Genomic DNA, 2497 nt, shown 5'->3' with positions numbered 1-2497 from the left:
CCGCCCGGCCGGACTCCGAGCGGCGGGGCTCCCCGTTACCCGCCGCGGCCCCGGGGCGGTACGGCCGCCCGAGCCGTCGTGCCGTCCCCCGGAGGCGGGGCGTCCCCGGCCCCGCCTCCCGCACCACCCCGTCCCCCCACCGCACCCCCGTCCCCACCCCGCCCTCCCCACTCCCCGGGCGATACGCGTGCATTGGAGCCCGCGATGAGCGAAATGATCACCGCGGACCTGGTCGACCTCGACCTGTCCGCCGACACCAAGGAAGCGGCGGCCCGTGCGCTCGCCGAGCGCATGGTGGCCCAGGGCCGGGTGACCGACCTGGAGGGCTTCCTCGCCGACGTCGCCGCCCGTGAGGCCCAGATGCCGACCGGGCTCGACGGCGGCATCGGCATCCCGCACTGCCGCAGCATCCATGTCACCGAGCCGACCCTCGCCTTCGGCCGCAGCGCCGCCGGCATCGACTTCGGCGCCGCGGACGGGCCGGCCGACCTGGTCTTCCTGATCGCGGCCCCCGCCGGCGCCGACGACGCCCACCTCACGATCCTCTCCTCCCTCGCCCGTCAGCTGATGAACACCGAGTTCACCGACGCGCTGCGGTCGGTACGGGAGGCGGCGACGGCGGCGGCGCTGATCCGCGGGGACGAGGCACCGTCGCAGGGCGGCGCGCCGGAGACCGCGAGCGCCGGTGACGGTGCCGCGGGCCCGGCCCAGGGCACCGCGGGCGCTCCCCAGGACACCGCTGCGGCGCCGGTGGCGGCCTCCGCCGGCGCCGCGGCGGGCAGTACGGACCCGGCGCCGGCCGCGGCCGGCGAGTACGGAGCCGCCCCGGCGCCGGCTGCCCCGGCGCCGGCCGCCGCGGCCGCCTCCGGCGGCACCCCGTTCCGCATCGTCGCCGTCACCTCCTGCCCGACCGGCATCGCCCACACCTACATGGCGGCCGAGTCGCTGGAGAACGCCGGCCGCGAGGCGGGCGTCGAACTGGTCGTGGAGACCCAGGGCTCGGCCGGCTTCACCCGGCTCGACCCGGCGGTCGTCGCGGCGGCGGACGCCGTGATCCTCGCCCACGACGTGCCCGTCCGCGACAAGGACCGCTTCGCGGGCAAGCCGACCGTCGACGTGGGCGTGAAGGCGGGCATCAACCGCCCGGCCGAACTGATCGCGGAGGTCCGCGAGAAGGCGGCGCGCGGCGAGGCGAGCGCGCCGGCGCACGGGCCGGCCACGCCGGTCGAGCGCGCGGGTGACTCCACCGAGGGGTACGGCACCAAGCTCCGCAAGTGGCTGATGTCCGGTGTCAGCTACATGGTCCCGTTCGTCGCCGCCGGCGGTCTGCTCATCGCCCTGGGCTTCGCGATCGGCGGCTACAAGATCAACAAGGCGCCGTCGGTGATGGACCACTTCCTGTGGACCCAGGCCGACAGCTGGGGCGCCCTGCTGTTCCAGATCGGCGGCGTGGCCTTCGGCTTCCTCGTCCCGGTCCTCGCCGGCTACATCGCGTACGGCATGGCGGACCGGCCCGGCCTGGTCCCCGGCTTCGTGGGCGGCGCGATCGCGCTGACCATCAACGCGGGCTTCCTCGGCGGCCTGGCCGCCGGTCTGATCGCCGGTGGCGTGGTGATGGCGATCCAGCGGGTGAACATCCCGGCGGCCCTGCGCGGCATCATGCCCGTGGTGGTGATCCCGCTGATCTCCTCGGCGATCGTCGGGTTCCTGATGTTCGTCGTGATCGGCAAGCCCATCGCCCGCGCCCAGAAGGGCCTGACCGACTGGCTGGGCGGCCTCACCGGCACCAACGCCATCCTGCTCGGCGCCCTGCTCGGCCTGATGATGTGCTTCGACCTGGGCGGCCCGGTCAACAAGGTCGCCTACACCTTCGCCACCGCCGGCATCGCGGTCTCCAACCCGAGTGACTCCGCGATGAAGATCATGGCCGCGGTGATGGCGGCCGGCATGGTGCCGCCGCTGGCGATGGCCCTGGCCACCACCGTGCGCGGCAAGCTGTTCACCCCCACCGAGCGCGAGAACGGCAAGGCCGCCTGGGTGCTGGGCGCGTCCTTCATCTCCGAGGGCGCGATCCCGTTCGCGGCGGCCGACCCGCTGCGGGTCATCCCGTCCTCCATGGTGGGCGGCGCGCTCACCGGCGCCCTGTCCATGGGCTTCGGCGCCACACTGCGCGCCCCGCACGGCGGCATCTTCGTGGTCCCGCTGATCGGCAACCCGCTGCTGTACCTGGTGGCCGTCGCGGCCGGCGTCTGCGTCACCACCGCTCTGGTGGTCCTCCTCAAGGGCATGCGCAAGCCCGCCCCCGAGTCGACGGGCGCCGACCCGTCCGCCCCGCAGGCCGCCGCCCCCAAGGAGACCAAGCAGCCGGTGGCGGCCTGACGGCTCCGCCACCCCTACGGCAGGTGCGCGGCAGGGCCCCGGGATTCACCCCGGGGCCCTGCCGCGTTCTGCGTACGGACGGCCGCATCAGGGGTGCGGTCCGTCACCCCCGTCGGGC

General features: G+C 75.2%; 1 protein-coding gene. It reads left to right on the top strand.

Going from position 1 to position 2497, the window contains the following annotated elements; translation table 11 throughout:
- The first annotated feature begins 204 nt into the window (after nucleotides 1-204).
- A complete protein-coding gene (locus tag IE312_RS19610; protein WP_189983519.1) occupies nucleotides 205-2379 on the top strand; it encodes a PTS fructose transporter subunit IIABC in 2175 nt (724 codons plus the stop codon).
- Nucleotides 2380-2497: the final 118 nt, after the last annotated feature.

The organism is Streptomyces capoamus (assembly GCF_014654935.1).
Taxonomy (GTDB): domain Bacteria; phylum Actinomycetota; class Actinomycetes; order Streptomycetales; family Streptomycetaceae; genus Streptomyces; species Streptomyces capoamus.
The sequence above is the reverse complement of the archived record's forward strand: the minus strand, read 5'-3'. Positions and strand labels throughout refer to the sequence as shown.